This is a genomic window from Pseudomonas sp. P4_B3 (assembly GCF_056402295.1).
In genome coordinates, this window is record NZ_JBFUHR010000001.1 from 223,645 (window position 1) to 249,821 (window position 26,177).

25 protein-coding genes and 1 pseudogene are annotated in these 26,177 nt (G+C 59.7%); 10 read left to right on the plus strand and 16 right to left on the minus strand.

Annotation, left to right across the window (positions count from 1 at the left end; genetic code table 11):
• Positions 1–51: 51 nt before the first annotated feature.
• The 6 genes from AC1DWG_RS01080 to AC1DWG_RS01105 all read right to left on the minus strand — a co-directional run bounded on the left by AC1DWG_RS01080 (position 52) and on the right by AC1DWG_RS01105 (position 5,359).
• Complete coding sequence (locus AC1DWG_RS01080; protein ID WP_477752263.1) at positions 52–792, minus strand: hypothetical protein; 741 nt, start codon at positions 790–792, stop codon at positions 52–54.
• A 67-nt stretch (positions 793–859) separates the two neighbouring features.
• Positions 860–1,240 carry a RidA family protein gene (locus AC1DWG_RS01085; protein ID WP_003229509.1) on the minus strand — a complete coding sequence of 127 codons (381 nt, stop codon included), beginning with the start codon at positions 1,238–1,240 and terminating at the stop codon, positions 860–862.
• A gap of 28 nt (positions 1,241–1,268) precedes the next feature.
• Positions 1,269–3,374, minus strand: coding sequence for a bifunctional GTP diphosphokinase/guanosine-3',5'-bis pyrophosphate 3'-pyrophosphohydrolase (gene spoT / locus AC1DWG_RS01090; RefSeq protein ID WP_477763044.1), 2,106 nt, complete (start codon positions 3,372–3,374; stop codon positions 1,269–1,271).
• 57 nt (positions 3,375–3,431) lie between these two features.
• Complete coding sequence (rpoZ, locus tag AC1DWG_RS01095) at positions 3,432–3,695, minus strand: DNA-directed RNA polymerase subunit omega (protein ID WP_007921129.1); 264 nt, start codon at positions 3,693–3,695, stop codon at positions 3,432–3,434.
• A gap of 167 nt (positions 3,696–3,862) precedes the next feature.
• The gene (gene gmk / locus AC1DWG_RS01100; protein ID WP_046038947.1) at positions 3,863–4,483 is read right to left on the minus strand and encodes a guanylate kinase; all 621 of its coding nucleotides are present in this window, start codon (positions 4,481–4,483) and stop codon (positions 3,863–3,865) included.
• 12 nt (positions 4,484–4,495) lie between these two features.
• Positions 4,496–5,359: a YicC/YloC family endoribonuclease gene (locus tag AC1DWG_RS01105; protein ID WP_477763043.1), complete on the minus strand. Its 864-nt coding sequence runs from the start codon at positions 5,357–5,359 to the stop codon at positions 4,496–4,498.
• A 268-nt stretch (positions 5,360–5,627) separates the two neighbouring features.
• Between AC1DWG_RS01105 and rph the strand changes: the two genes are divergently transcribed.
• The 3 genes from rph (at position 5,628) to gltS (ending at position 8,336) form a co-directional block, all read left to right on the plus strand.
• Complete coding sequence (gene rph / locus AC1DWG_RS01110; RefSeq protein WP_477763042.1) at positions 5,628–6,350, plus strand: ribonuclease PH; 723 nt, start codon at positions 5,628–5,630, stop codon at positions 6,348–6,350.
• A gap of 28 nt (positions 6,351–6,378) precedes the next feature.
• Complete coding sequence (locus tag AC1DWG_RS01115) at positions 6,379–6,747, plus strand: DUF4870 domain-containing protein (protein WP_477763041.1); 369 nt, start codon at positions 6,379–6,381, stop codon at positions 6,745–6,747.
• Between the two features lie 383 nt (positions 6,748–7,130).
• Entirely contained in the window at positions 7,131–8,336 is a 1,206-nt protein-coding gene (gene gltS, locus AC1DWG_RS01120) for a sodium/glutamate symporter (RefSeq protein WP_477752266.1), read from the plus strand.
• 106 nt (positions 8,337–8,442) lie between these two features.
• Here the strand turns inward: gltS and AC1DWG_RS01125 are convergent, their stop codons facing one another.
• Positions 8,443–9,222 carry an exodeoxyribonuclease III gene (locus AC1DWG_RS01125; protein WP_003176915.1) on the minus strand — a complete coding sequence of 260 codons (780 nt, stop codon included), beginning with the start codon at positions 9,220–9,222 and terminating at the stop codon, positions 8,443–8,445.
• Between the two features lie 82 nt (positions 9,223–9,304).
• Between AC1DWG_RS01125 and pyrE the strand changes: the two genes are divergently transcribed.
• Complete coding sequence (pyrE, locus tag AC1DWG_RS01130) at positions 9,305–9,949, plus strand: orotate phosphoribosyltransferase (RefSeq protein WP_477763040.1); 645 nt, start codon at positions 9,305–9,307, stop codon at positions 9,947–9,949.
• Positions 9,950–10,047: 98 nt separating this feature from the next.
• On the opposite strand, the gene argB is transcribed toward pyrE, so the two are convergent.
• The 4 genes and pseudogenes from argB to coaBC form a co-directional block, all read right to left on the minus strand.
• On the minus strand, positions 10,048–10,953 hold the full coding sequence (gene argB, locus AC1DWG_RS01135; RefSeq protein WP_008047078.1) for an acetylglutamate kinase: 906 nt from the start codon (positions 10,951–10,953) through the stop codon (positions 10,048–10,050).
• 17 nt (positions 10,954–10,970) lie between these two features.
• Positions 10,971–12,347 (minus strand): annotated as a pseudogene (locus AC1DWG_RS01140) (phosphomannomutase/phosphoglucomutase); the annotation flags it as partial.
• Between the two features lie 266 nt (positions 12,348–12,613).
• Positions 12,614–13,069, minus strand: a complete 456-nt coding sequence (gene dut, locus AC1DWG_RS01145; RefSeq protein WP_007975171.1) for a dUTP diphosphatase — start codon at positions 13,067–13,069, stop codon at positions 12,614–12,616.
• Positions 13,070–13,074: 5 nt separating this feature from the next.
• Positions 13,075–14,283 (minus strand): bifunctional phosphopantothenoylcysteine decarboxylase/phosphopantothenate--cysteine ligase CoaBC, encoded by a 1,209-nt coding sequence (coaBC, locus tag AC1DWG_RS01150; RefSeq protein WP_102700099.1) that lies wholly within the window; start codon positions 14,281–14,283, stop codon positions 13,075–13,077.
• A gap of 135 nt (positions 14,284–14,418) precedes the next feature.
• Between coaBC and radC the strand changes: the two genes are divergently transcribed.
• Positions 14,419–15,093, plus strand: a complete 675-nt coding sequence (gene radC, locus AC1DWG_RS01155; RefSeq protein ID WP_477763039.1) for a RadC family protein — start codon at positions 14,419–14,421, stop codon at positions 15,091–15,093.
• A 127-nt stretch (positions 15,094–15,220) separates the two neighbouring features.
• Here the strand turns inward: radC and AC1DWG_RS01160 are convergent, their stop codons facing one another.
• Complete coding sequence (locus AC1DWG_RS01160) at positions 15,221–16,807, minus strand: ABC transporter substrate-binding protein (RefSeq protein WP_477763038.1); 1,587 nt, start codon at positions 16,805–16,807, stop codon at positions 15,221–15,223.
• Positions 16,808–17,253: 446 nt separating this feature from the next.
• Here AC1DWG_RS01160 and rpmB point away from each other — a divergent pair, with 446 nt between their 5' ends.
• Together rpmB and rpmG are read left to right on the plus strand one after the other, a co-directional pair.
• A complete protein-coding gene (rpmB, locus tag AC1DWG_RS01165) occupies positions 17,254–17,487 on the plus strand; it encodes a 50S ribosomal protein L28 (protein ID WP_007975166.1) in 234 nt (77 codons plus the stop codon).
• 11 nt (positions 17,488–17,498) lie between these two features.
• Complete coding sequence (gene rpmG / locus AC1DWG_RS01170) at positions 17,499–17,654, plus strand: 50S ribosomal protein L33 (RefSeq protein WP_003177274.1); 156 nt, start codon at positions 17,499–17,501, stop codon at positions 17,652–17,654.
• A 117-nt stretch (positions 17,655–17,771) separates the two neighbouring features.
• On the opposite strand, the gene AC1DWG_RS01175 is transcribed toward rpmG, so the two are convergent.
• Positions 17,772–18,134 (minus strand): cupin domain-containing protein, encoded by a 363-nt coding sequence (locus AC1DWG_RS01175; RefSeq protein WP_108217231.1) that lies wholly within the window; start codon positions 18,132–18,134, stop codon positions 17,772–17,774.
• Between the two features lie 235 nt (positions 18,135–18,369).
• On the opposite strand from AC1DWG_RS01175, the gene AC1DWG_RS01180 reads away from it, so the two are divergent.
• Together AC1DWG_RS01180 and AC1DWG_RS01185 are read left to right on the plus strand one after the other, a co-directional pair.
• Entirely contained in the window at positions 18,370–19,863 is a 1,494-nt protein-coding gene (locus tag AC1DWG_RS01180; RefSeq protein WP_007996504.1) for an aldehyde dehydrogenase, read from the plus strand.
• A gap of 187 nt (positions 19,864–20,050) precedes the next feature.
• The gene (locus AC1DWG_RS01185) at positions 20,051–21,193 is read left to right on the plus strand and encodes an MFS transporter (protein WP_477787145.1); all 1,143 of its coding nucleotides are present in this window, start codon (positions 20,051–20,053) and stop codon (positions 21,191–21,193) included.
• Between the two features lie 94 nt (positions 21,194–21,287).
• On the opposite strand, the gene AC1DWG_RS01190 is transcribed toward AC1DWG_RS01185, so the two are convergent.
• Positions 21,288–22,862: a phospholipase D-like domain-containing protein gene (locus AC1DWG_RS01190; protein WP_477763036.1), complete on the minus strand. Its 1,575-nt coding sequence runs from the start codon at positions 22,860–22,862 to the stop codon at positions 21,288–21,290.
• A 60-nt stretch (positions 22,863–22,922) separates the two neighbouring features.
• Positions 22,923–24,356 (minus strand): aminotransferase-like domain-containing protein, encoded by a 1,434-nt coding sequence (locus AC1DWG_RS01195; RefSeq protein WP_477763035.1) that lies wholly within the window; start codon positions 24,354–24,356, stop codon positions 22,923–22,925.
• Positions 24,357–24,535: 179 nt separating this feature from the next.
• On the opposite strand from AC1DWG_RS01195, the gene AC1DWG_RS01200 reads away from it, so the two are divergent.
• Positions 24,536–24,781 (plus strand): DUF1127 domain-containing protein, encoded by a 246-nt coding sequence (locus AC1DWG_RS01200; RefSeq protein WP_477787146.1) that lies wholly within the window; start codon positions 24,536–24,538, stop codon positions 24,779–24,781.
• A 32-nt stretch (positions 24,782–24,813) separates the two neighbouring features.
• On the opposite strand, the gene AC1DWG_RS01205 is transcribed toward AC1DWG_RS01200, so the two are convergent.
• A complete protein-coding gene (locus AC1DWG_RS01205) occupies positions 24,814–26,121 on the minus strand; it encodes an NAD(P)/FAD-dependent oxidoreductase (protein WP_477787147.1) in 1,308 nt (435 codons plus the stop codon).
• Positions 26,122–26,177: the final 56 nt, after the last annotated feature.

Here is a 26,177-nt window from a genome sequence, read left to right on the forward strand (position 1 = left end):
TGTCATGCCGCCATCGCGAGCAGGCTCGCTCCCACATGGGTTATGCGTAGGTTATTGCTTCTCGAGCAACCACTTGCGCTCGCCCGGCGTAAACGAGGGCATCTCGTCAGCCTGCGCCGTGTTCACGGTCTGGAAAATCTCCAGCTCTTTGCCCTTTCGCGCAAAGATCCAGGCGTTGCCCTGGCCATTTTGTTGCAGCCACATGTTGTCGTTGCCGCCGCTCATGGATGCGCAATCGCCGGCCAGGCACAGCGCATAGCGGTCGCTGCCTGGCAGGCCGGTCACCTGGCCATCGGCCTGGAATTGAACCGTGTTGCCTTCGCCTGGGCCGTTGACGATTGTCCAGCCGCCGCCCATGTAGGCTGAATACAGCGCACGTTCGAAGCTGGCGCCCATCGGTGCGCCATCCGGTACCTGGATCTGTACGCGGTCGAAGACTTGCTCAGGCTCATTGTCGCTGGCGGACTGGCTCAGTTGCTTGCCGTCACGCTTCAACTCACTGGCCGAGCTGCCATAAAAGTCGACTTTCCAGGCGCCGGACTCTTCACCCAGCAGCTTGCCGTCGACATTTTCAAAACCGTTGGTGTAGCGGGCCTGACCAGCCTTGGTGTTGATGTCCCATTCCAGGTTCGGGCCATTGGCCTGGAGCGCTTCGCGCAGGGGGACACCTTTGGATGCAGCGTCAATCGCCATCTGGTTGATCCAGGTGCCGCTGATGTCACGGTCGGCAGGGTTGCTGGCACATCCGCCCAGGAACAGGGCGAGCAGCGAGAGAGCAAGCGCGTTGCGCATGGTGAAATCCTTTCAAACTTTCTTTACAGCAGAGCAGTCGACGCAGCCTTGGGCTGCGCCGCACGCATTACTCGATGACCAGGATGGCATCCATTTCAACCTGCGAACCCTTTGGCAGGGCTGCTACACCGATGGCGGCGCGGGCAGGGTAAGGCTGGTCGAAGTACTTGCCCATGATCTCGTTGACCTTGGCGAAGTGGCTCAGGTCGGTGAGGAAGATGTTCAGCTTGACGATGTCCTTGAACGAACCGCCAGCGGCTTCAGCCACGGCCTTGAGGTTCTCGAACACCTGGACGGTCTGGGCTTCGAAGCCTTCAACCAGTTCCATGGTTTTTGGGTCCAGGGGAATCTGACCCGACATGTAAACGGTGTTGCCAGCCTTGATCGCCTGGGAGTAAGTACCGATGGCGGCCGGGGCCTTGTCGCTGGTGATAACAGTCTTGGTCATGTATGACTCCTTGTAATGAGTTGGCGAGCTATGCACGCATGCGGGTGATGCGAATCACCCCGGACAAGGCGCGCAGTTTCTTGATCACGCGGGCCAGGTGCACGCGGTCGTGCACGCTGACCACCAACTGGACCACGCTGATGCGACCATCGCGTTCGTCCATGCTGATTTTCTCGATATTGCCGTCGGCCGCGTTGACGCTGCTGGCCAGCAGGGCGATCAGGCCGCGCTGGTGCTCCAGCTCGACGCGCAGCTCGACGTTGAATTCGCCGGTGACATCCTTGGCCCACGAGAGCTGGATGCATTTTTCCGGGTTGTGCCGGATTTCGCTGATGTTGCGGCAATTATCCAGGTGCACGACCATGCCTTTGCCGGCAGACAGGTGACCGACAATCGGGTCGCCCGGGATCGGCGTGCAGCACTTGGCGTAGCTGAGCACCAGGCCCTCGGTGCCGCGAATCGCCAGCGGGCCTTCCGGACTTGGCAAATGTTCGCCTTCGCCCAGCAGTCGGCGGGCCACCACATAGGCCATGCGATTGCCCAGACCGATGTCTTCGAGCAAATCTTCGATCAGTTCGAGACGGTACTCGATAAGCATGGCCTTGACGCGTTCGGCCGGGACTTTCTCCAGCGCGCTGTCGAAACCGTTGAGGACCTTGTTCAGCAGGCGTTCGCCGAGGCTGATGGATTCGGAACGGCGTTGCAGCTTCAGTGCGTGGCGGATGTGCGTGCGCGCCTTGCCGGTGACCACGAAGTTGAGCCAGGCCGGGTTCGGCCGCGCGCCGGGAGCGCTGACGATCTCGACCGTGGAGCCGCTTTGCAGCGGTTCGGACAGCGGCGCGAGTCGACGATTGATCCGGCAGGCGATGCAGCTGTTGCCGACGTCGGTATGTACCGCGTAAGCGAAGTCGACCGCCGTAGAGCCCTTGGGCAGCTCCATGATCCGGCCTTTGGGCGTGAACACGTAGACCTCGTCCGGGAACAGGTCGATCTTCACACTTTCGATGAATTCCAGTGAGTTGCCGGCGCGTTGCTGCATTTCCAGCACGCCCTTGACCCACTGGCGGGCGCGGGCATGAGTGCCTTTCGGCTGCTCGTCACCGCTGGACTTGTACAGCCAATGGGCGGCGATGCCGTTGTTGGCCATCTCTTCCATTTCGCGGGTGCGGATCTGGATCTCGATCGGTACGCCGTGCATGCCGAACAGCGTGGTGTGCAGCGACTGATAGCCGTTGGCCTTGGGGATCGCGATGTAATCCTTGAAGCGTCCCGGCAGTGGCTTGTACAAATTATGTACAGCGCCCAGCACGCGGTAGCAGGTATCGACCTTGTCGACGATGATCCGGAACGCGTAGACGTCCATGATCTCGTTGAAGGCCCGACGCTTGCCGCGCATTTTCTTGTAGATGCCGTAGAGGTGTTTCTGCCGGCCGCTGACCTCGCCCTGGATGCCATCGATGGCCAGGCAGTGGCTCAAGGACTCTTCAATCTTGTTGACGATTTCCTTGCGGTTGCCCCGGGCGCGTTTGACCGCCTGGTAGATCCGCGCGGAACGCATCGGGTGCATGGCCTTGAAGCCGAGGTCTTCGAATTCTATGCGGATGGCGTGCATGCCCAGCCGGTTGGCGATGGGCGCATAAATTTCCAGGGTTTCCTTGGCGATGCGTCGGCGTTTTTCGCCGGACAACACTTCCAGGGTGCGCATGTTGTGCAGGCGGTCGGCCAGCTTGACCAGGATCACGCGAATGTCGCGGGCCATGGCCATGGCCATTTTCTGGAAGTTTTCGGCTTGTGCCTCGGCCTTGGTCTCGAAGTTCATCTGGGTCAGTTTACTGACCCCGTCGACCAGTTCGGCCACGGTTTCGCCGAACTGCGCTTGCAGCGCTTCCTTGGCGATACCGGTGTCTTCGATCACGTCATGCAGCATTGCAGCCATCAGGCTCTGATGGTCCATGTGCATGTCGGCAAGAATATTCGCAACCGCGAGTGGGTGCGTGACGTACGCCTCGCCGCTACGGCGGCGTTGGCCGTCGTGGGCTTGTTCGGCGTAGAAATACGCTCGGCGGACCAGGTTGACCTGGTCGTTGCCGAGGTAGGTCGATAAGCGATCGGCGAGGGCGTCTATGCTCGGCATGATATCTCCTGCCGTAAGCTTTTATCCCGCGCCGTGCTACGTCGACCAGGCATAGGCTTAGACGGCCTCGTTGGACTCGTCCTCGAATGCAGCAAAAAGCGGTTCATCTTCAACGATTTCGGCTTCGGCGATAGCTGCGTAGTCGATCAGGCCTTCAGCGATTTCGCGCAGGGCGACGACGGTAGGCTTGTCGTTTTCCCATGCTACTTTCGGCTCTTTGCCCCCGGTGGCCAGTTGACGGGCACGCTTGGTAGAGAGCATGACCAGCTCAAAGCGGTTATCCACGTGTTCTAGGCAGTCTTCAACGGTTACGCGGGCCATGGTCTTCCTCGTAGCAAATGCAATATGCGCGCTGCCCGGATGGGCGAGCGGACTCAACAGTTTAAAAAATCACCAGCGATTAGGGAAGCGCTGATTTTTTGACCAAGCCCCACAACGCGCTGCAAGTGCCAATGTAAAGCCCTTGCAGCGGTTTTGGGAAGAGCTGATTAACCGAGCAATTCAGCCAGCAATTTGCCGTGACGCTGCTGCTGACGCTTTTGAATCAGCTGATTGGCGCGGAAAATCGCCTTCAGATCGTGCAGCGCGTGGGCGAAATCGTCGTTGATGATCAGGTAGTCGTAGTCGACGTAGTGGCTCATTTCGCTGACGGCTTCGCGCATCCGGCCGTCAATGACTTCGTCACTGTCCTGGCCGCGATTGGTCAGGCGCTGGTGCAGGGCCTGCAATGACGGCGGCAGAATGAAGATCGAGCGGGCCTGAGGCATCAGCTTGCGCACTTGCTCGGCACCTTGCCAGTCGATTTCCAGAATCAGGTCGTGGCCTTCGTCCAGTGTCTGCTGCAGGTGGCTTTGCGACGTGCCGTAGAGATTGCCGAACACTTCGGCGCGCTCAAGAAAATCCCCGTGTTCGATCATCTTCACGAACTCGCTGCGGTCGACGAAGTGATAGTTCACGCCATTCACTTCACCGGGGCGCATGGCGCGGGTGGTGTGGGAGACCGAGACGCGGATCTCCGGATTGGCGTCGGTCAGGGCCTTGACCAGACTGCTCTTGCCCGCGCCCGAAGGGGCGGAAATGATGTACAGGGTGCCGGTGCTGTGTGTCATGTCGGGGTAGCCTTACTCAATATTCTGCACTTGTTCGCGCATCTGCTCGATCAACACCTTGAGGTTGACCGCAGCCTGGGTGCTGCGCGGGTCGAAGGCTTTGGAGCCCAGTGTATTGGCTTCGCGGTTGAGTTCCTGCATCAGGAAGTCCAGGCGCCGACCGGCGGCGCCGCCGGATTTGAGCACCCGGCGAACTTCGATGATGTGAGTACTCAGGCGATCCAGTTCTTCGGCGACGTCGCTTTTTTGCGCGAGCATGACCATTTCCTGCTCCAGGCGCTGCGGATCCATCTCGGCCTTCATGTCGGCGAAGCGGTCGAGGACTTTCTGGCGCTGGGTGGCGAGCATTTGCGGGACCAGTTCGCGCAAGGTCACCACGTCTTCTTCGATGGAGCTCAGGCGCTCGTTGATCAGCCGCGCCAGCTCCGCGCCTTCGCGCTCGCGGCCGGCCTTCAGTTCCTTGAGACCCTGATTGAACAGTGCCAGCGCTTCGGCGTTCAAGGCTTGCGGGTCGGTGGCGTCGCCTACCAGTACGCCGGGCCAGGCCAGGACTTCCAGCGGGTTCAGCGCTGCCGGATTTTTGATCAGGCTGGCGATGGTCTCGGCGGCGGCGACCAGTTGCGCGGCACGCTCCTGATCGATTTGCAGCGCTTTGCCGATGTTTTCTTCGGTGAAGCGCAGGGTGCATTCGAGCTTGCCCCGCGATATACCCTGGCGCAGGGCTTCACGAACAGCGCCCTCGAGGTCGCGAAAGGACTCCGGCAGGCGCAGGTGGGGTTCCAGGTAGCGGCTGTTGACCGACCGCAGCTCCCAGCTCAGGGTGCCCTGGACGCCGGCGTTTTCGACGCGGGCGAAGGCGGTCATGCTGTGCACCATGGCGGTACCTCGCAATGCAGATCGGCACCGAACCGAGGTTCCGGGAATCCGATATCAATGAATTAAAGCCGACTGGCAGCAAAGGCGCAGGATTGTAGCGCAGTGACGCGGATGCGCCCAAACACACGGTGTGACAAAGAGCGGCAGGCCTGCACCGACGCGCGGTACAGAGCCCTCGGTCGTCGGCGGATTTTTTTAGACGTGCCCAGTGGCGGCCGTCGGCTCTATAATGCTCCGCAGTTTTCCGTCCCCAGTACAGGTACTCCCTATGATACGTCCAAGTGGTCGCGCTGCCGATCAGCTCCGCTCGATCCGCATCACCCGCAACTACACCAAACACGCCGAGGGTTCTGTGCTGGTCGAGTTCGGTGATACCAAGGTCATCTGCACCGTCAGCGTTGAGCCGGGCGTACCGCGTTTCCTGAAAGGCCAGGGCCAGGGTTGGTTGACAGCCGAGTACGGCATGCTGCCGCGCGCTACCGGCGAGCGTAACCAGCGTGAAGCCAGCCGTGGCAAGCAAGGCGGTCGCACCTTGGAAATCCAGCGTCTGATCGGTCGCTCCCTGCGCGCTGCGCTGGACATGTCCAAGCTGGGCGACGTCACCCTGTACGTCGACTGCGATGTGATCCAGGCCGATGGCGGCACCCGCACGGCTTCGATCACCGGCTCCATGGTTGCGCTGATCGATGCCTTGAAAGTCATCAAGAAGCGTGGCGGTCTGAAGGGGGGTGACCCGGTCAAGCAGATGATCGCTGCTGTTTCCGTGGGCATGTACAAGGGTGAGCCTGTTCTTGACCTCGACTACCTGGAAGACTCGGCCGCCGAGACGGACCTGAACGTGGTGATGACCAGCGCTGGTGGTTTCATTGAAGTCCAGGGCACTGCCGAAGGCGCGCCGTTCCAGCCTGAAGAGTTGAACGCCATGCTCGAGCTGGCGAAGAAAGGCATGAACGAGATCTTCGAACTGCAAAAGGCCGTATTGGCCGACTGATCGGACTGCTCCAGGCAAGGAGGACACCATGAGTGACGAGCAACTGCCACTGCCCACGCCGAACCAAGAGGTGCGTCAGTGGGCCATGTTTTGCCACTTGTCCGCCTTGCTGGGGATCTGGATTCCGTTTGGCACGATCATCGGCCCGCTGATTCTCTGGCAGATGAAACGCGAGATGGACCCGTTCATCGATGCCCAGGGCAAGGAAGCGCTGAACTTTCAGATCTCCGTCGCCATTGCCTCGGCCATTTGCTTCTTGCTGATGGTGGTGATTATCGGGTTCTTCCTGTTTGGCCTGATCGCGATCGGTGCGCTGGTGCTGACGATCATTGCCGGGGTGAAGGCCAATGAAGGGCAGCCTTATCGGTATCCGTTCACCTGGCGGTTGATCAAGTAAGCCAGGACGCTGGTGCTGTTTTAAGCGCAGTTCAATACAAATTCCCCGACATGTCGGGGCATTTGTATTTTTGCAATCAGATTAATCTCTAATGTTGCGTACTTGGTCGCTCGCTATTCAAATGAAGTTCATTCGTGCAAATAAAACTCCTTACACGTTTAGTCACAAACTGCAAGGCTCAGTACGGCTTGTATGCTTGGCAATGAGACTTGGCGATTGATAAAGTTGCCGCAAGTAATATTTATAAAGAAATATTTCGATATATTCGGACCATTGACGGCCTCTGAATCCAATACTAGTCAGTGTTGAGATGGATCAACCTGTTCAAGAGGCGTGTCCAGGTAAAAAGTTCGCCCCTGAATGTAAAAGCAAGAATATCCCAAATGCTTCAGCTCGATTTTTATGGAACGCTTGTCGCCGCCTCTTTAGTACTTTTGCTGGGACGCGCTCTTGTCTCACGTGTCGGCTTTTTACGTACTTATAATATCCCGGAACCTGTAGCAGGCGGCCTGGTGGTTGCCTTGGGTCTTCTGGCTTTGAGAACCCTCGATTTCGAAATCCGATTTGATACCTCGCTGCAAACTCCCTTGATGTTGGCGTTTTTTGCCACCATCGGCTTGAGTGCAGACTTCGCCAGCCTGAAGAAGGGCGGGCGCGTCGTGGGGATCTTTTTGCTGGCGGTTGTCGGACTTCTGGTGATCCAGAATGCGATGGGTATCGGGCTTGCAACGGTGCTGGGGCTCGATCCCTTGATGGGCTTGCTGACAGGCTCGATTACCTTGGCAGGCGGCCACGGTACAGGTGCTGCGTGGGGGGCGACGTTCAGCGAGAAGTTCGGTCTGGCGTCTGCCTCTGAACTGGCCATGGCCTCTGCGACGTTTGGCCTGGTGCTGGGCGGTTTGATCGGTGGGCCTGTTGCCCGCTTGCTCATCAGTCGTGTCCAGACACCCGGCTGCGAGCAGGAAAAGCCACGGTTGCCCAAGGGCTTTGAACAACCGAACAAAGAGCGCTCGATCACGTCGTTTTCGCTAGTCGAGACATTGGCTTTGATCGCTGTCAGCCTGCTGGCGGGCTCACTCCTGAATGGGTGGCTTCAGGGGACCGCATTTGAGTTGCCAACGTTTGTTTGCGTGTTGTTCGTGGGCGTGCTTTTACGGAACGGGCTTTCGGCGCTTGGCGTGTATCAGGTGTTTGAGCGTGAAGTCTCAGTGCTGGGGAACGTCAGCTTGTCGCTGTTTCTGGCGATCGCTCTGATGTCACTCAAACTGTGGGATCTGGCTGCACTGGCTTTGCCGATCTTCATCATCCTGGCTGCGCAAACGCTGGTCATGGCACTGTTCGCGATTTTTGTGACGTTCAGGATGATGGGCAGTAACTACGATGCGGCTGTACTGGCGGCAGGGCACTGCGGTTTTGGACTGGGTGCCACGCCAACGGCCATCGCTAACATGCAAGCGGTAACACAGCGCTACGGGCCTTCGCAGATAGCGTTCCTGGTGGTGCCTATGGTGGGCGCTTTCTTCATCGACATCATTAATGTCATCGTGATCAAGTTGTACCTTGCACTGCCGTTTTTCGCCGCGGTTTGAAGTTCAGGCCGTTGGGCCCCCCTGAATAGAACGCATAAAAAATGCCCGTATCTTGCGATACGGGCATTTTTTCGACCGTCTATCAAACTGTTCAGTGAAAAATCACTTAGATCGTCAGCGTCCAGTCGTAGTCCACGATCAGCGGCGCGTGTTGCGAGAACCGCGGCTGGCGTGGCAGGCGTGCACTGCGTACGAAGCGGCGCAGGCCCGGGGTCAGCAGTTGATAGTCGAAGCGCCAACCGAGGTTGAGCATCTCCGCCTGTTCGTTGTCCGGCCACCAGCTGTACTGGTCGCCTTCACGGCTGACTTCCCGCAGGGCGTCGACATAACCCATGTTGCCGACAATCTCGTCCATCCAGGCACGTTCAGGTGCCAGGAAGCCCGGAGATTGCTGGCTGTCGCGCCAGTTCTTGATATCCAGCTTCTGTTGCGCCACGTACAGCGAGCCACAATAAATGTACTCGCGACGTTTGCGTCGCTGTTTATCCAGATAACGGGCGAAGTCGTCCATTAGCTTGAACTTCTGGTTCAAGTCTTCATCGCCGTTCTGCCCCGAAGGGAGCAGCAAGGTCGCGATGCTGACCTTGTCGAAATCGGCTTGCAGGTAGCGCCCGTAGCGGTCGGCCGTCTCGAAACCGAGACCGCTGATGACAGCCTTCGGTTGCAACCGCGAATACAAAGCCACGCCGCCTTGGGCAGGGACTTCGGCATCGCAGGCATAAAGGAAGTAGCCATCCAGTTGGAAGGCTGGGTCATCCAGTTCAAAGGCGGAGGCACGGGTGTCCTGCAGGCAGATGACGTCGGCATTCTGTGCTTGCAGCCAACTGAGCAAACCACGCTCGACTGCAGCCTGAATACCATTGACGTTCACACTGATGATCCGCATAAATGGCCCCAAAAATCGCGTGCGTGTATGATACACGGCGTCAAGCTAATTAGCTAAATCCGTGGTATTTGGGGTTTTTTTCATGCAAGCGTATCAGCGCGATTTCATTCGTTTTGCCATCGATCGCGGCGTTTTGCGCTTCGGTGAGTTCACCCTGAAGTCCGGGCGTACCAGTCCTTACTTCTTCAACGCCGGCTTGTTCAACTCGGGCTCGGCTCTGGCGCAACTGGGGCGTTTCTACGCCGCCGCCATTGCTGAAAGCGGCATTGCGTTCGACGTGCTGTTTGGCCCGGCCTACAAGGGCATCCCGTTGGCGGCGACCACCGCCGTGGCGCTGGCTGAACATCACAACCGTGACCTGCCATGGTGCTTCAACCGCAAGGAAGCCAAGGCCCACGGCGAAGGCGGCAGCCTGGTCGGCGCACCGTTGACCGGCGATGTGCTGATCATCGATGACGTAATCACCGCTGGCACCGCGATCCGTGAAGTGATGCAAATCATCGCTTCCCAGGACGGCGCCAAGGCCGCTGGCGTGCTGATCGCCCTGAACCGTCAGGAGCGTGGCAACGGCGAATTGTCGGCGATCCAGGAGGTCGAGCGTGACTTCGGCATCCCGGTGATCAGCATCGTTTCGCTGAATCAGGTGCTGGAGTTCCTGGCTGATGACCCGCAGCTCAAGCAGCATTTGCCGGCAGTAGAAGCGTACCGCGCCCAGTACGGCGTCTAACGCAATACCCTGCAGGTAGGTGCAAATTCCGCAGGGATCGCATACAAAAAGACCCCGCTCAGCCAGGCCGAGCGGGGTCTTCTTGTTTGCGCTATCGCTTAAGGACGCTTGCGATTGCTGATCAGGGTGCCCACGCCGGTATCGGTGAAGATTTCCAGCAGGATTGCGTTCGGCACGCGACCGTCAATGATCAGCGAGCTGCCCACGCCGCCCTGGACCGCTTCCAGTGCGCAGCGGATCTTCGGCAGCATGCCGCCGTAGATGGTGCCGTCGGCGATCAGGTCGTCGACTTGCTGGGTTGTCAGGCCGGTCAGGACCGTGCCCGACTTGTCCATCAGGCCGGCAATGTTGGTCAGCAGCATCAGCTTCTCGGCTTTCAACGCTTCGGCGACTTTACCGGCCACCAGGTCAGCGTTGATGTTGTACGACTCGCCGTTGGCACCGACACCGATGGGCGCGATCACCGGAATGAAATCGCCCTTGACCAGCAGGTTCAGCAGATCGGTGTTGATCCCGACCACTTCGCCCACATGGCCGATGTCGATGATTTCCGGGGTGGTCATTTCCGGGGTCTGACGGGTAACGGTGAGCTTCTTCGCGCGAATCAGCTCGGCGTCTTTCCCGGTCAGGCCGATGGCGCTGCCGCCGTGACGGTTGATCAGGTTGACGATGTCCTTGTTGACCTGGCCGCCAAGGACCATTTCCACCACGTCCATGGTCGCGGCGTCGGTGACGCGCATGCCGTCGACGAAATGGCTCTCGATCGACAGGCGCTTGAGCAGGTCACCGATTTGCGGGCCGCCACCGTGAACCACCACCGGGTTGATGCCCACGGCCTTCATCAGCACGATGTCGCGGGCGAAGCCGGTTTTCAGCTCCTCGCTTTCCATCGCGTTGCCGCCGTATTTGATCACCAGTGTCTTGCCGACATAACGGCGGATGTAAGGCAACGCTTCGGACAGGACCTTGGCGGTGTTGGCGGCGGCTTCGCGTTCGAGGGTCATTCAGGGCTCCGGGTGAATCAGAACGGTAGTTGGAGATCAGGTGCAACGCGCTTGAGCTGGATGTGGAACACATCCTTGATGCGTTGCAGTTCAGCCTCGTCATCGGCCTCGAAACGCAGCACCAGCACCGGTGTGGTGTTGGATGCGCGTACCAGGCCCCAGCCTTTGGCATAGTCGACTCGCACGCCGTCAATGGTGGTCAGGTCAGCGCCTTCGCCCCACTGCGCATCGTGCAATGCATCAATGATGCTGAATTTGCTCTCTTCGGTCACATGGATATTGATTTCCGGCGTAGAAATATCGTTCGGGAAGGTCGCGAACAGCTCTTCGGCCGAGGATTTTTCTTTGCTGAGGATCTCCAGCAAGCGTGCGGCGCTGTAGATGCCGTCGTCGAAACCGAACCAGCGCTCCTTGAAAAAGATGTGCCCGCTCATTTCGCCAGCCAGCAGGGCGCCGGATTGTTTCATTTTCTTTTTGATCAACGAGTGACCGGTCTTCCACATTAACGACCGGCCGCCGTATTCCTTGATCAGCGCAAACAGGCGGCGGGTGCATTTGACGTCGAAGATGATCTCGGCGCCCGGGTTGCGCGCCACGACGTCGCGGGCAAACAGCATCAGCAGGCGGTCCGGGTAGACGATGCTGCCGGTGTTGGTCACCACACCGACGCGGTCGCCATCGCCATCGAAGGCCAGGCCGATATCGGCCTTGGTTTCCTTGACCTTGTTGATCAGGTCCACGAGGTTTTCAGGCTTGCCCGGGTCCGGGTGGTGGTTTGGGAAGTTGCCGTCCACTTCGCAGAACAGCGGGATGACTTCGCAGTTCAGCGCTTCGATCAGTTGCGGGGCAATCACGCCGGCCGCGCCGTTGCCGCAGTCGACGACCACTTTCAGGCGACGGGCCAGCTTGATGTCCTGGACGATTTCAGTGGTGTAGCGGTCGAGGATCTCGACCTGGGTGATGCTGCCCTGGCCGCTGCTCAGGTTGTTGGTCTTGAGGCGGTCATGCAGGGCCTGGATCTGTTCGTTGGCCAAGGTGTCGCCGGCAATGACGATCTTGAAGCCGTTGTAGTTCGACGGGTTGTGGCTGCCGGTAAGCATCACGCCGGATTTGCCGGCGAGCACGTTGGCGGCGTAGTAGAGCGCCGGAGTCGGGACCAGGCCGACATCACTGACGTGGCAGCCGCTGTCGGCGATGCCTTTGATCAGTTGTGCGACCAGTTCCGGGCCGGACAAGCGGCCATCGCGACCGACGGAAACGTTTGGCTCGCCCTGGGCCAGGCTTTGGGAGCCGACGGCGCGGCCGATCCAGTAAGCGGTTTCAGCGTTCAGGAATTCCGGAACGGTGCCGCGAATGTCATAGGCGCGGAAGATGCTGTCAGGGAACTTGGGTGCGACTTTGGCCGGGGTGTTCATCTGTGGAAATGCTCCATCTCGAAAGTGGCTGGACAGGCCGCCGATTCATTCGGCGGCAGGTTCAAACTGAAGGGTATGACGGCGTTTTCCACAGAGAGTTCGTGGTATGAAAGGGCCATGACGCCCCTGACGGCAGGGGTTTGACCGGGCAATGCCTTGATTTTCGGTGCTAAACCTTGCAGATGACAATTTGAATTTTGTGGCGAGGGAGTCCGTTCCCCCACCACAAGAAGCGCGTGTCCGGATCAGCGGGTGCCGGTATGGCCGAAACCGCCAGTGCCGCGCTCGGTTTCAACAAACTCTTCAACCATCTCGAAGTGAGCCTGCACCACCGGCACCAGCACCAGTTGCGCCAGGCGCTCGCCGACCGGCATGGTGAATTCGGTCTGGCCACGGTTCCAGCAGGAAACCATCAATGGGCCCTGGTAGTCGGAGTCGATCAGGCCCACCAGGTTGCCCAGCACGATGCCGTGCTTATGGCCCATCCCCGAGCGCGGCAGAATCAGCGCCGCCAGGTTCGGGTCGCCGATATAGACCGACAGGCCAGTGGGGATCAGCACGGTTTCACCCGGCTTGATCACGGTGTCCTGTTCCAGCATGGCGCGCAGGTCGAGGCCGGCGGAGCCCGGTGTGGCGTATTGCGGCAGCGGGAATTCGGTACCGATGCGGGGGTCGAGGATCTTGGCTTGCAAAGCGTGCATGTAAATTAAACCTGGTTCAGACGTTCGGCGATAAAAGTGATCAGCTGGCGAGCAATCTTGCTCTTGCTGGTCTGGGCGAAGAGTGTGGCGTGTAGCTCACGGTCGATCACGCTGCAGGCGTTTTCTTCGCTGTTGAAGCCAATGCTCGGGTTGGCGACGTCGTTGGCGACGATCAAATCGAGGTTCTTGTCTTTCAGCTTGCGCGCAGCGTAATCGAGCAGGTGTTCGGTCTCGGCGGCAAAACCGACACTGAACGGGCGGTCGGGGCGGGTGGCGATGGTGGCCAGGATGTCCGGGTTACGCACCATCTGTAGCAACAAGCCGTCGCCGTTCGTAGGGTCTTTCTTGAGTTTCTGTGGGGCAACGACTTCCGGGCGGTAGTCCGCAACGGCTGCCGAGGCGATGAACAGGTCGCAAGGGATCGCCGCTTCGCAGGCAGCGAGCATGTCGCGGGCGCTGACTACATCGATGCGAGTGACGCGATCCGGGGTCGGCAGATGCACGGGACCGGTGATCAGGGTCACACGGGCACCGGCTTCCACGGCGGCTTCGGCCAGGGCAAAGCCCATTTTCCCGGAACTATGGTTGGTGATGTAACGCACCGGGTCGATGTTTTCCTGGGTCGGGCCGGCCGTGATCAGCACGTGTTTACCGGTCAGGGCCTGACGCTGAAAGCAGTCGGCGGCGCACTGGGCCAGTTCAAGGGCTTCGAGCATGCGCCCCAGCCCGACGTCGCCGCAGGCCTGGCTGCCGGAGGCCGGGCCGAAGACCTTGATGTCGCGGCTTTCGAGGGTTTGCAGGTTGGCCTGGGTCGCCGGGTCGCGCCACATGGCCTGGTTCATTGCCGGTGCAACGGCGACCACTGCGTCGGTGGCCAGCACCAGCGTGGTCAGCAGGTCGTCGGCAATGCCTTGGGCCAGACGGGCGATCAGGTCCGCTGTGGCGGGGGCGATCAGCACCAGGTCGGCCCATTTTGCCAGCTCGATGTGGCCCATGGCCGCTTCGGCCGCCGGGTCCAGCAGGTCCAGGTGGACCGGGTGCCCGGACAGGGCCTGCATGGTCAGCGGGGTGATGAACTCTGCGCCGCCACGGGTCATTACCACGCGCACTTCGGCGCCCTGGTCGATCAGGCGGCGAACCAGGTCGGCGCTCTTGTAGGCGGCGATACCGCCGCCGACGCCCAGAACAATGCGTTTCCGATACAGCCGCTGCATAGGCTTGCCTTTCAATTCGTTGGTGACTTACGTGGCGAAACCCCCTCCCCAGGGTGAATTCGCCCGCAAAAAAGATGGGCTACGATATCACAGCGACCGCTATGGAACAGCGGTGCCCACAGACAGGGAGGTGCTATGAGTATTCGCGATTGGCCGGCGGCGGAACGACCACGGGAGAGGTTGCTTGAACAGGGCGCGGGAAGCCTTTCGGACGCCGAATTGCTGGCGATTTTTTTACGCACGGGCGTGGTAGGTAAAAGCGCCGTAGATTTGGCGCGACACCTGTTGAATCAGTTTGGCAGCCTGCGTTTGCTGCTTGAGGCCGATCAGGAAACGTTCAGCAAGCAGTTGGGACTTGGACCAGCGAAATTTGCACAGTTGCAGGCTGCGCAAGAAATGAGCAGGCGTCATCTGGCCGAACGTGCGCGCCAAAAATCGGCACTGGAGAATCCGCAGGCGGTTCGTGAGTACCTGAAGTCGATGCTGCGCCACGAGCCTCACGAGGTATTTGGTTGCCTGTTTCTCGATTCCAAGCATCAGGTACTAGGGTTTGAGACGCTGTTTCGCGGCTCCATCGACAACACCAGTGTTCATCCGCGAGAGGTGGTCAAACGCGCCTTGGCCAACAACGCAGCGGCATTGATCCTCTGCCACAACCATCCTTCGGGCAACACCGACCCCAGTCAGTCCGACCGGGTGCTGACCAAGCGCCTGCAAAAGGCGCTGGAGTTGATTGATGTGCGGGTGCTTGACCATTTCATCATCGGCGACGGCGATCCGTTGTCGATGGCGGAGTATGGGTGGATGTGAGCGGGATGATGCGACCCCCTGTAGGAGCGAGCCTGCTCGCGATGGCGTCGTGTCATTCAACTTGTCCGATAACTGAAAGAATGCAATCGCGAGCAGGCTCACTCCTACAGGTTTTGTGTATGGTGGGTTATTTGATATTGACCTTCGAGTAATCCTGTCGGCCGAACGGGCTGACCGAGTACCCCTCGACATCCTTGCGTGTCAGCGCGAATGCCGTCGGGTGGGCCAGGGGCAACCACAGTGCCTGCTGCTGGATCTGCGCCTGGGCCTGTTCGTAGAGCTTGCTGCGCACACCTTGCTCGCCAGTGGTCTTGCCGGCGCTGATCAGCTTGTCCAGATCCTGATTGCAGTAGCGGGCGAAGTTGGTGCCGGACTTGACCGCGGCGCAGGAAAACTGCGGCGTGAGGAAGTTGTCCGGGTCACCGTTGTCGCCGGCCCAGCCCATGAACAGCAAGTCGTGTTCACCGGCCTTGGCGCGGCGGATCAGCTCGCCCCATTCGATCACGCGGATTTCAGCCTGAATGCCGATTTCCGCGAGGTCAGACTGAAGCAATTGAGCGCCGAGGCTTGGGTTGGGGTTAAGCAGGCTGCCGGAAGGGCGGGTCCAGATGGTGGTCTGGAAGCCTTCCTTGAGTCCGGCCTTGGCCATCAAGGCTTTGGCCTTCGCGATGTCGTGAGGGTAGCCCGGCAGGTTTTTCGCGTAGCTCCAGGTGTTGGGCGGGTACGGACCGTTGGCCGCCTCGGCGGTGTCCTCGAACACGGCTTTGACATAGCTGACCTTGTCGAAGGCAAGGTTGATGGCCTGACGCACTTCTGGCTTGTCCAGCGGCGGATGCTGGCTGTTGATGCCGACGAATGCGGTCATGAACGCGTCAGTCTTTTCGACTTTCAGGGCCGGCTCTTTCAGCGCTTCCTGTACGTCCAGAGGCTTGGGCGACAGGGCGATCTGGCATTCGTTACGGCGCAATTTCTGCAGGCGCACGTTGGCATCCGGCGTGATGGCGAAAATCAGCGGATCTACAGAGGGTTTGCCGCCGAAGTATTCGGGGTTGGCTTTGTAGCGAACCGAGGCGTCCTTCTGGAAACGGGTGAAAACGAACGGCCCCGTGCCGATCGGCTGGCTGTTGAGCTTCTCCGGCGTGCCGGCCTTCATCAGTTTGTCGGCGTATTCGGCCGAATAGATCGAGGCGAAGCCCATGCTCAGGGTCGCCAGCAAGGTCGAATCCGGGTGGTCGAGGGTGAAGCGCACGGTCTGCGGGTCGAGGGCGTCGATCTTCTTGATCAGGGCCGGCAGTTGCATCGATTGCGCATGGGGGAAGCCGCTCTGGGCGACTTTGTGCCACACATTGGCCGGGTCGAGCATGCGGTCGAAGCTGAAAATCACGTCTTCGGCGTTCAGGTCACGCGTCGGGGTGAAGTACTCGGTGCGATGGAATTTCACCTGCGGGTGCAACTTGAAGACGTAGGTCAGGCCGTCGGGGCTGACTTCCCAGCTGTCGGCGAGGCTGGCGACCACTTTGCCACTGGCCGTGTCGAAGTCCACCAGGCGATTCATCAGCACATCGGCCGAGGCGTTGGTGGTGGTCAGCGAGTTGTACTGCACCACATCGAACCCTTCAGGGCTGGCCTCGGTGCAGACGCTCAGGGCGGCGGCAAAGGCCTGTGGGCTCAGCAGAAGCGGGGCGAACAACAGCGGTAGGGCAGCAAGGCGCATGGTCGGCTTCCTTTTCAGGTCGAAGGCCCATCTGCAAGTGCAGTCTGGAAAAGGCTTACCCTAGTGGGCTCTTTTGCAAATGACTATCCCCTTTTTCATTTTAAGGGGACTATAGGCGACTGAATTTGCTGTGCCACGGCTGAGCAAACTCTCTGGTTGGCTCGGTTAGCGATACTCTGCGACGAGCGGTCGCCATCGACGATAGCCTTTGTCCAAGGCGCTCGGAGTCCGAAAAACGGGGTTTTTGTGAATTCAACGCACACCGAATGTTGTTGCTCTCCAGTCTTTCTGGTATAAAGCAGCGCTCTTTTCTAGGGGCCCGGTTCCTTCACTGTAGGTGTAGCCGGTAAGACCTCTAAAGAAACGCGGCGCCTGGCGCCAAATGACTGAGAGATTAAGCGGCCAACCCATGCCGGGTTGGGCATGTGGTTTTAGAGGGCTGAGGCATGTCTAGAGTATGTCAAGTTACCGGTAAGGGTCCGGTAACCGGGAATAACATTTCCCACGCAAACAACAAAACCCGTCGTCGTTTCCTGCCGAACCTGCAGCATCACCGCTTCTGGGTTGAAGAAGAGAAACGTTTTGTGCGTCTGCGCGTATCTGCCAAAGGCATGCGTATCATCGACAAGCGTGGCATCACTGTCGTGCTGGCCGAACTTCGCCGCGATGGCAAGGTTTAAGGGAGCTAATCATGCGTGAATTGATTCGTTTGATTTCGAGCGCCGGTACTGGTCACTTCTACACTACCGACAAGAACAAGCGTACTACCCCGGACAAAATCGAGATCAAGAAATATGATCCGGTTGTTCGCAAGCACGTGATCTACAAAGAAGGCAAAATCAAGTAATTGATTTTTCCCTCTTACAAAAAAGGCCCGTATCGCGAGATACGGGCCTTTTTTGTTGCCTGAGGGTTTTTGTGTCGGCTTTCAGGGGCTCTTCGCCGGCTCAAACACCTGAAATCTTCAAGCCTTCTGTTCAAACGCCACGTAGATCTTGCGGCATGGCTCCAGCACTTCCCAGGTGCCTTTGAACCCGGCCGGAATGACGAAGCGGTCTCCGGCGCGCAAGGTCTTGGCGTTGCCGTCGCTGTCGCGCAGCACCGAAACACCCTGAACGATTTCGCAGTATTCGTGTTCGGTGAAGTTCACCGTCCACTGGCCGACGGCACCTTCCCACACACCGGCGTTCAACTGACCACAAGGGCTATTGTAGTGGTTGTAAACCGCTTGCTCCGGGTCGCCCTTGAGCACTTTGGTCGGGTCCGGACGGTAGCGTTCGGCGGCGGTGGTAGCCTGGCTGAAGTCGACGACGTTCTGGATGTTCATTGTTGTTATCCCTCCGTGATTACGGCGCGAGTGGTTGGTCAGCCCAAAGTCTATGTTTATTAAAATGAACATCGCAAGGCCATTTGCCGGCGTTATGTCAAATATATTGAAACTTCATGGGCGGCTGGTTTAGGGTGGTGGATGCCTTGGGCCGATAAGCAGGCTGGCCGGGCAGAATTCCTGACAGCGCCCGCGAAGAACGCGGGTGTCGTATCAATAAGAGGAGGACACTCGCATGACCACCCTGACCCGTGCCGACTGGGAACAACGTGCCCGCGACCTGAAAATCGAAGGCCGCGCCTATATCAATGGCGAATACACCGACGCCGTCTCCGGCGAGACTTTCGAGTGCATCAGCCCGGTCGATGGCCGTCTGCTGGGCAAGATTGCCAGCTGTGACGCCGCCGACGCCCAGCGCGCCGTGGAAAACGCCCGCGCCACCTTCAATTCCGGTGTCTGGTCGCGCCTGGCGCCGACCAAGCGCAAATCCACCATGATCCGTTTCGCCGGCCTGCTCAAGCAGCACGCCGAAGAGCTGGCCCTGCTTGAAACCCTGGACATGGGCAAGCCGATCAGCGACTCCCTGTACATCGACGTTCCCGGCGCGGCGCAAGCCCTGAGCTGGAGCGGCGAAGCCATCGACAAGATCTACGACGAAGTCGCTGCAACCCCGCACGATCAACTGGGCCTGGTGACTCGTGAGCCCGTTGGCGTGGTCGGCGCCATCGTGCCGTGGAACTTCCCGCTGATGATGGCGTGCTGGAAACTGGGCCCGGCGCTGTCCACCGGTAACTCGGTGATCCTCAAGCCGTCGGAAAAATCGCCGCTGACGGCGATTCGCATCGCTGAGCTGGCTGTCGAAGCCGGCATCCCGAAAGGCGTTCTGAACGTGTTGCCGGGTTACGGTCACACCGTCGGCAAGGCCCTGGCCCTGCACAACGACGTCGACACCCTGGTGTTCACCGGTTCGACCAAGATCGCCAAGCAGCTGTTGATCTACTCCGGCGAGTCGAACATGAAGCGCGTCTGGCTCGAAGCAGGCGGCAAGAGCCCGAACATCGTGTTCGCCGATGCGCCGAACCTGCAAGACGCTGCCGAAGCGGCTGCCGGTGCCATCGCCTTTAACCAGGGCGAAGTTTGCACCGCCGGTTCGCGCCTGCTGGTGGAGCGTTCGATCAAGGATAAATTCCTGCCGCTGGTGATCGAAGCGCTGAAAACCTGGAAGCCGGGCAACCCGCTGGACCCGGCGACCAACGTTGGTGCGCTGGTTGATACCCAGCAGATGAACACCGTGCTGTCTTACATCGAGTCCGGTCATGCCGACGGCGCCAAGCTGGTGGCCGGTGGCAAGCGTACGCTCCAGGAAACGGGCGGCACTTACGTTGAGCCGACGATTTTCGACGGTGTGAGCAACGCGATGAAAATCGCCCAGGAAGAAATCTTCGGCCCGGTACTGTCGGTCATCGCATTCGACAGCGCAGAAGAAGCCATCGCCATTGCCAACGACACACCATATGGCCTGGCCGCTGCGGTCTGGACGGCCGACATTTCCAAGGCTCACCTCACCGCCCGCGCACTGCGTGCCGGTAGCGTGTGGGTCAACCAGTACGATGGCGGCGACATGACCGCTCCGTTCGGTGGCTTCAAGCAGTCCGGCAATGGTCGCGACAAGTCCCTGCACGCGTTCGACAAGTACACCGAGCTGAAGGCGACCTGGATCAAGTTGTAAGTCAGTGAGGGAGCTCGATGGTTAAGTCGGGCGTCCTGAACGACGCAGATCCCCTGTGGGAGCGAGCTTGCTCGCGATAGCGGTGTAACAGTCGACTTCAATGTTGAATGTTGTACCGCTATCGCGAGCAAGCTCGCTCCCACAGTGTTTTGTGTTGTACATAAAAATATCCACAGGAGCGTGGAACATGCGTTGGGCGACGTATTTCGCCGTTTTGGCATCTGTCCTGAGTGTCGGCCTGGCCCTGGGGGTCAGCATGCCGCTGGTGTCGTTTCGCCTGGAAAGCTGGGGCTACGGCTCGTTTGCCATTGGTGTGATGGCGGCGATGCCGGCCATCGGTGTCCTGTTGGGGGCGAAAATCTCCAGCCATCTGGCGGCGCGTTTCGGCACGGCCAATCTGATGCGCCTGTGCCTGTGGGCCGGGGCGGTTTCGATCGGTTTGCTGGCGCTGTTGCCGAGCTATCCGATCTGGTTGGTGTTGCGCCTGATGATCGGGGTGATCCTCACCCTCGTATTCATCATCGGTGAAAGCTGGATCAACCAACTGGTGGTCGAGCAATGGCGCGGGCGGTTGGTGGCGCTGTATGGCAGCAGCTACGCACTGAGTCAGCTGGCCGGGCCGGTGTTGTTGGGCTTCCTTGGCGCCGAGCACGATTATGGTTTTTGGGTCGGCGTCGGTTTGCTGATGGCTGCTCCGTTTCTGTTGCTGGGGCGCAGTGGTGCGCCGAGCAGCGAGGCCAGCAGCGTAACCCTGCGTGATTTGCTTGAGTTCTGCCGTGGCCTGCCGGCAATTGCCTGGGCGGTGTCGCTGTTCGCCGCGTTCGAGGCGATGATTCTGACGCTGTTGCCGGTCTATTGCCTGCGCCAGGGCTTCACCACGGAGATCGCCCTGGCGATGGTCAGTACGGTGGTGGTCGGCGATGCAGTGCTGCAATTGCCGATTGGTGCGTTGGCCGATCGCTTGTCACGCCGTGCATTGTTTACCGGCTGCGCAGTCGTCTTGCTGCTGTCGAGTCTGGCGATTCCAATGCTGATCGACACGCTGCTGATCTGGCCACTGTGGGTGTTGTTCGGCGCCAGCGCTGGCGGGTTATTCACCTTGTCGTTGATCCTGATCGGCGAGCGTTATCGCGACGATGCGTTGGTACGGGCTAACGCCCACATCGCCCAGCTGTGGGGGATTGGTTGCCTGATCGGGCCGCTGCTGGCGGGCGCCGGCAGCCAGTGGATCAGCGGTCATGCGTTGCCGTTGCTGATGGCGGTGGGGGCCTTGGGCGTATTGATCGTGGTGTCGCGGCAAGGTGCGTTTGGTACCGCGCAACCGGCATAGCTCAAAAGATCAAAAGATCGCAGCCTTCGGCAGCTCCTACAGGGGATCGCAATTCAATGTAGGAGCTGCCGAAGGCTGCGATCTTTTGAGGGTTCTACAACATCTTCTCCAGCCCAACCGTATTGCTCAGCCACGCATTGAATCGCCGCCACCAACTCCCTGGCTCCTTGGTCAGGGTGTGCATTTTTCCGTCGTCTTCGGTGGTCCAGACGATCTGACCGGTTTCCAGCTCCACCTGATAACTCAGGGCCGGCGCCATACCCTGCAGTGCCAGTTCGCGGACCCGTGCGGCCAACTCCGGACTGTCCACCAGCACGCCGACTTCGGTGTTCCACAGTACCGAGCGCGGATCGAAATTGAACGAGCCGATAAAGGACTTCTGCTGGTCGAAGATCATCGCCTTGCTGTGCAGGCTGGATTCAGAGCCGTGATAGGCGTTGCTGGAAAAAAGATACGGCCCGCTACCGCTGTCGCCTCCCTCGCCGGGTTGGCGACGCAATTCGTACAGCTTCACGCCGTGCTCCAGCAGTGCCCTGCGATAGGGCGCGTAACCACCGTGTACAGCGGGAACGTCCGTGGCTTCCAGTGAATTGGTCAGCAAGCTCACGGAAACGCCGGCATCGGCGCGCCCGGTCAGGTACACCAGTCCCGGCTGGCCGGGCACAAAGTAGGCCGAGATCATGATCAGCTCTTTGCTGACGTTATTGAGTTCAGGTGCGAGTTGCGTGGTCAGCAGCAACTGCGGATCGGGTTCGCCCTTGGCCAGTACCTTGCTCGGCGCATCCCACAATGCCTGGTTCCAGGCCCAGATCAGTTCGCGGCGCCAGATGTCCAGGCGTGGGTGGGTGGTGAAGGTCATCAGGTGTTTGTAGAGCGTGTGATTCTGTTTGCGCGTTTCCGCCAGGGACTCTTCCAGTCGGGCGCGAGTGTTTTCCAGGTCATGGGGTGTGGGTTTGCTCGACAGGAATTCGTCGATCGGTTTACTCAGGGCGCTGTTCCAGTACTGGTCGAAACTGTGCCCGAGTTGCTCGGCGACGGGGCCGACACCGAGCATGTCGATGTCAGTGAAATTCATGTTGGGCTTGGCATCGTAATACTCATCCCCCAGATTGCGTCCGCCGACGATGGCCATGCTGTTGTCCGCCAGCAACAGCTTGTTGTGCATGCGTCGATGTTGTTGCGACAGATTGAACAGCCGGCCCACGGTACGGGTCACGCCGGTGCTGCGGCCAAGATTCAGCGGATTGAACACGCGGATCTGGATTTTCGGATGCGCGGCGAGGGTGGCGATGACGCGGTCCAGGCCGTCGCTGGCGGTGTCGTCGAGCAGTACCCGCACCCGCACGCCCCGGTCGGCGGCCTTGAGCAACTCCTCGATCAACATGCGCGTGCTGATGCCGTCGTGCACGATGTAGTACTGCAAGTCGAGGCTGCTTTGGGCGTTACGGATCAGTTCGGCGCGGGCGGTGAAGGCCTCGGTGCTGTCTGACAGCAGGCGAAAGCCCGATTGCCCCTTGTAAGGTGCAGCCTGTGCCTGGACCGAGCGACCGAATGCGGAGTCTGAAGCCGGCAACGCCTGGCTCGGCACACGCTGAGCGTCGAAGCTGGAGCAACCGCCCAGGAACGTGGCGAGCAGCAAAAGAGCAAGCAGGGGTTGTCTGGCTCTCACGTAGGATCGTTCCGTTTGGCGGTGCAGATAGGCATATGGACGCTGATTCCCGAAGAAAAGTCAGTCACTGAGCTGATCGGTTTCCGCCAGCAGTTTGATCGCTGTCGCACCGACCTTGCGCACCGCGTCTTCGATCTGCGGTGTTGGTTTGGCAGCGTAGTTCATGCGCAGGCAATTGCGGTACTTGCCCGAGGCGGAAAAGATGCTGCCCACGGCAATCTGTACGCCCTGGTCGTGCAATGCACGATTCAGTTTCAGGGTGTCGAAGCTGTCCGGTAGCTCCACCCACAGCATGAAGCTGCCTTGCGGACGACTGGCACGGGTGCCGGCCGGGAAGTAGCGGCTTACCCAATCGATCATCAGGTCGCGATTGCGATGGTATTGCGTGCGCATCCGCCGCAAATGCGGTTCGAAGTGGCCACCTTTAAGGAATTCGGCGATGGCGATCTGCGGTTGTGGGGCAGTGGAACCGGTGCTGATGTATTTCATGTGCAGCACCCGTTCCAGATAGCGGCCGGGCGCGACCCAACCGATGCGCAGGCCCGGGGCCAAGGTCTTGGAAAACGAACTGCACAACAGGACCCGACCGTCCTCGTCGAAGGACTTGATCGTGCGTGGACGCGGGTAGGTGTAGGCCAGTTCGCCATACACATCGTCCTCGATGATCGCCACGTCATAGCGCTGGGCAAGCGTCAGTAACGCGCGTTTACGCGACTCCGGCATGATGTAGCCCAACGGATTGTTGCAGTTGGGGGTCAACTGTATGACCTTGATCGGCCACTGCTCCAGGGCCAGTTCCAGCGCTTCGAGACTGATGCCGGTCAGCGGATCGGTGGGGATTTCCAGGGCTTTCATGCCCAGGCCCTTGAGGGTCTGCATCGCGCCGTGAAAGCTCGGCGAGTCCACCGCGACAATGTCGCCGGGTTCGCAGATCGCCCGAATGCTGGTGGACAGCGCTTCGTGGCAACCCGTGGTGACGACCAGATCACTGGCGCTCAACTGGCAGCCGGAATCGAGCATCAGGCGAGCGATCTGTTCGCGCAGTTCGAGGTTGCCGTGGATGTTGTCGTAATACAGGCCAGGCATGTCCTGCCGCCGGCTGATTCGCGCCAGGTCGCGCAGCAGCGGTTTCATGGTCGGACTGGTGATGTCCGGCATGCCGCGGCCCAGTTGCACCACGTCTTTGCGCGGCACGGCGCGGATCAATTCCAGCACCTGATCCCATTGAGAGATGTCCACCGGGCGCTGGGCCGGGCGACCGACCGCCGGCAAATCCGGCAATTCGCGACTGGCAGGAACGAAGTACCCGGACTTGGGCCGTGGCATGGCCAGCCCGCTGTCTTCCAGCACCCGGTAGGCCTGCTGCACCGTGCTCAGGCTGACGCCGTGCTCGACGCTCAGCGCCCGTACCGAGGGCAGCCGGTCACCGGGGCGATAGAAGCCCTGTTCGATACGTGTGCCGAGCAACTCGGCGAGGTTGACGTAAAGGGTCATGGTGCAGCCTCGATAGGGGTGATTCGGTTAACCAGTACAGATCGAGCGAAAAATCGGGATTCAGTGGTGGAATCGGCAAAACTGTATGGAGTTAATACAGTTGTTTTGAATCTGTAATGCTTTTGCGCGCCCACGCATCATGGAGCCTCTGGTTACCCAAGTAAACAGGAGCATCCAAGATGAACGGTTTGAGCGATGTGCGGCTGACGTTACACAGTCAGGAACTGGCGGCAGAGCAGAACAACGGCGCGCGGGAGGCGGGCATGCGCAATGCGTCGTCCGGCCAGAGTCACTGGGACCGATTCTGGCGTCGCCTGCACACGCGCAAGGCCTTGCTGGCCCTGACGGCTGACCAGCTCAAGGATATCGGGCTGACGCGGGAGCAGGCGCGGGAGGAGGGGCTGAAGCCTTTCTGGCGCCTGTAAGATGAACCGCGTTCCCGACAGATGAATGGAATTCAGCGAAGCTCTTTCAATCGATGCCACAACATCCCCAACGCCAGCAACGGCGAACGCAAATGCTTGCCGCCGGGGAAGGTGATGTGTGGCACCTTGGCAAACAGATCGAAGCCGCCGCTGTGCTGGCCGCTGATAGCTTCGGCCAGCAGCTTGCCGGCCAGGTGCGTGGCATTCACGCCATGACCGGAATAGGCCTGGGCGTAGTACACGTTCGGCTGGTCCTTGAGTCGTCCGATCTGCGGCAGGCGATTGGCACCGATGCCGATCATGCCGCCCCATTGGTAATCGATCTTCACTGCGCTCAGTTGCGCAAAGACCTCCAGCATTTTCGGGCGCATATACGCGGCGATGTCTTTCGGGTCGCGGCCCGAGTAATGGCAGGCGCCGCCAAACAGCAGGCGCCGGTCCGCCGAGAGCCGGTAATAATCCAGCGCCACTCGCTGGTCACAGACCGCCATGTTCTGCGGCAGCAGGGCGTGGGCCAGTTCTTCGCTCAATGGTTCGGTGGCGATGATGTAACTGCCGGCGGGCAGGACTTTTCCGCTGAGTTCCGGATTGAGGTTGTTGAGGTAGGCATTGCAGCCCAGCACCAGGGTTGTGGCGCGCACCGAGCCCTCGGCGGTATGGACCTTGACCTCGGGGCCATAGTCGATGCGGGTCACGGCCGAGTGCTCGAACAACTGGACCCCCAGATGTTGTGCCGCGGCTGCTTCGCCCAAGGCCAGGTTCAGTGGATGCAGGTGCCCCGAGCCCATGTCGATCAGGCCGCCGACGTAACGTGTGGAGCCGACCACGGTGTGCATCTCATTGGCTTGCAGCAATCGGGTCTCGTAGCGATAACCGAGGCTGCGCAATTCTTCGGCATCCTCGGCGAATCCTTCAAGGTCACGGGGCTTGTTGGCGAGGTCGCAGTAACCCCAGGTCAGGTCGCAGGGGATCTGGAAGCGCTCGACCCGTTGCCGGACGATTTCCACGGCTTCCAGGCCCATGAGTTTCATCTGCCGTACGCCTTCGATGCCGATGATGTTAGCGAATTGATCGAGGCCGTGGCCGACGCCGCGAATCAGCTGCCCGCCGTTGCGTCCACTGGCGCCCCAACCAATTTTATGGGCTTCAAGCAACACCACGCTGAGGCCACGCTCGGCCAGCTCAAGCGCCGTGTTCAACCCCGAAAACCCGCCGCCCACCACACAGACATCGGCCAGCACTTCGCCTTTGAGCGCCGCAAGTTCGGGCTGCGGCAGGCTGCTGGCGGCGTAGTAGGAAGCTGTGTGGTTCAGAGCAGGCTGTTGAGCACGGGCATTCATGTGCGTGATCCTGGTTCTTGCTTTTAGAAAACTTGACGGAGCATAAGCCGGACCTT

Bases quoted from the DNA above. Each gene is read 5' to 3' on its own strand.
- AC1DWG_RS01185 (WP_477787145.1), top strand. From the start codon at position 20,051: ATGCGTTGGGCGACGTATTTCGCCGTTTTGGCATCTGTCCTGAGTGTC.
- gmk (WP_046038947.1), bottom strand. From the start codon at position 4,483: ATGACACACAGCACCGGCACCCTGTACATCATTTCCGCCCCTTCGGGC.
- rph (WP_477763042.1), top strand. From the start codon at position 5,628: ATGATACGTCCAAGTGGTCGCGCTGCCGATCAGCTCCGCTCGATCCGC.
- rpmB (WP_007975166.1), top strand. From the start codon at position 17,254: ATGTCTAGAGTATGTCAAGTTACCGGTAAGGGTCCGGTAACCGGGAAT.
- AC1DWG_RS01160 (WP_477763038.1), bottom strand. From the start codon at position 16,807: ATGCGCCTTGCTGCCCTACCGCTGTTGTTCGCCCCGCTTCTGCTGAGC.
- rpoZ (WP_007921129.1), bottom strand. From the start codon at position 3,695: ATGGCCCGCGTAACCGTTGAAGACTGCCTAGAACACGTGGATAACCGC.
- AC1DWG_RS01105 (WP_477763043.1), bottom strand. From the start codon at position 5,359: ATGGTGCACAGCATGACCGCCTTCGCCCGCGTCGAAAACGCCGGCGTC.
- dut (WP_007975171.1), bottom strand. From the start codon at position 13,069: ATGCACGCTTTGCAAGCCAAGATCCTCGACCCCCGCATCGGTACCGAA.
- rpmG (WP_003177274.1), top strand. From the start codon at position 17,499: ATGCGTGAATTGATTCGTTTGATTTCGAGCGCCGGTACTGGTCACTTC.
- AC1DWG_RS01180 (WP_007996504.1), top strand. From the start codon at position 18,370: ATGACCACCCTGACCCGTGCCGACTGGGAACAACGTGCCCGCGACCTG.
- AC1DWG_RS01125 (WP_003176915.1), bottom strand. From the start codon at position 9,222: ATGCGGATCATCAGTGTGAACGTCAATGGTATTCAGGCTGCAGTCGAG.
- AC1DWG_RS01205 (WP_477787147.1), bottom strand. From the start codon at position 26,121: ATGAATGCCCGTGCTCAACAGCCTGCTCTGAACCACACAGCTTCCTAC.
- AC1DWG_RS01080 (WP_477752263.1), bottom strand. From the start codon at position 792: ATGCGCAACGCGCTTGCTCTCTCGCTGCTCGCCCTGTTCCTGGGCGGA.
- coaBC (WP_102700099.1), bottom strand. From the start codon at position 14,283: ATGCAGCGGCTGTATCGGAAACGCATTGTTCTGGGCGTCGGCGGCGGT.
- pyrE (WP_477763040.1), top strand. From the start codon at position 9,305: ATGCAAGCGTATCAGCGCGATTTCATTCGTTTTGCCATCGATCGCGGC.
- AC1DWG_RS01195 (WP_477763035.1), bottom strand. From the start codon at position 24,356: ATGACCCTTTACGTCAACCTCGCCGAGTTGCTCGGCACACGTATCGAA.
- gltS (WP_477752266.1), top strand. From the start codon at position 7,131: ATGCTTCAGCTCGATTTTTATGGAACGCTTGTCGCCGCCTCTTTAGTA.
- AC1DWG_RS01115 (WP_477763041.1), top strand. From the start codon at position 6,379: ATGAGTGACGAGCAACTGCCACTGCCCACGCCGAACCAAGAGGTGCGT.
- AC1DWG_RS01200 (WP_477787146.1), top strand. From the start codon at position 24,536: ATGAACGGTTTGAGCGATGTGCGGCTGACGTTACACAGTCAGGAACTG.
- spoT (WP_477763044.1), bottom strand. From the start codon at position 3,374: ATGCCGAGCATAGACGCCCTCGCCGATCGCTTATCGACCTACCTCGGC.
- argB (WP_008047078.1), bottom strand. From the start codon at position 10,953: ATGACCCTCGAACGCGAAGCCGCCGCCAACACCGCCAAGGTCCTGTCC.
- AC1DWG_RS01085 (WP_003229509.1), bottom strand. From the start codon at position 1,240: ATGACCAAGACTGTTATCACCAGCGACAAGGCCCCGGCCGCCATCGGT.
- radC (WP_477763039.1), top strand. From the start codon at position 14,419: ATGAGTATTCGCGATTGGCCGGCGGCGGAACGACCACGGGAGAGGTTG.
- AC1DWG_RS01175 (WP_108217231.1), bottom strand. From the start codon at position 18,134: ATGAACATCCAGAACGTCGTCGACTTCAGCCAGGCTACCACCGCCGCC.